This is a genomic window from Candidatus Infernicultor aquiphilus, from assembly GCF_002784285.1.
In the GTDB taxonomy this organism is placed as follows: Bacteria; Atribacterota; Phoenicimicrobiia; order Phoenicimicrobiales; family Phoenicimicrobiaceae; genus Infernicultor; species Infernicultor aquiphilus.
The window spans coordinates 2,261-3,067 of the sequence record NZ_PFKO01000274.1; the positions used below are offsets into that span (position 1 = coordinate 2,261).

Here is an 807-nt window from a genome sequence, read left to right on the forward strand (position 1 = left end):
AGGTCACCGATGATTGAAGCTAAATCAGCATCCACTTCCGGGTGAGCCCTGCTGGCTCTGTTCTCTCTATCAGCTACATCTTTAGCAGAAGCTCCGATATATTTGGAACTTAGTACAAAAGTTTCAGTCCCAATCGCGGTAGGACGATTATTTAAAGTTGAATTAGCATGTATACTTACAAATATAAAACCATTCTTCTGATTAGCAAAATTTACCCTATCTTCTAAAGAGATAAAATCATTTTTATATCTGGTTAAATAAGTGGGAATACCAGCTTTCTTTAAAAGTTCTTCTAAATGAAGAGCAACCTTTAAAGTAACCTCACTCTCCTTTAAGCCGGTAGGTCCGATTGCTCCTGGATCACTACCTCCGTGCCCGGGGTCAATAATTACTACTCTTTTGCCGGTTACCTTAGGTTCAGGAACAGGTTTTTCTTCAGGTTTAGGAGGAAGAGTTTCCAGTAAAGGTTCGCTTTTTTTCTCTGGTCTAAATATATCTATTACTACTCTATCGGGGTCGGTAAGACTAAAAATATTATATTTGACTTCCTGGTATAGATCAAATACAACTCTAGTAATTTCCTCATTAAATTGAGCTGTTCTTACTGTTTTTAATATGCCATCATTTATCTCTATCTCTTTAAACGTATCTTCTAATTTTAGAATAGAACCAATTATATCGATAAAAATTTTATCCGGATTGGTTAATTTATTTGCTTTAAATTCAGTTTTTTCAGATAAGTCTATTACTACTCTAGTCTTATCAGAATCAGAATAACTTCTAACTTTTAACAAATAAGGTCTTATG

At 34.4% G+C, this 807-nt stretch carries 1 protein-coding gene; it reads right to left on the bottom strand.

What is annotated here, in order from left to right; all coding sequences use genetic code 11:
* On the bottom strand, positions 1 to 807 hold an 807-nt coding region (locus COZ07_RS07415; protein WP_406607936.1), incomplete at both ends, for an N-acetylmuramoyl-L-alanine amidase.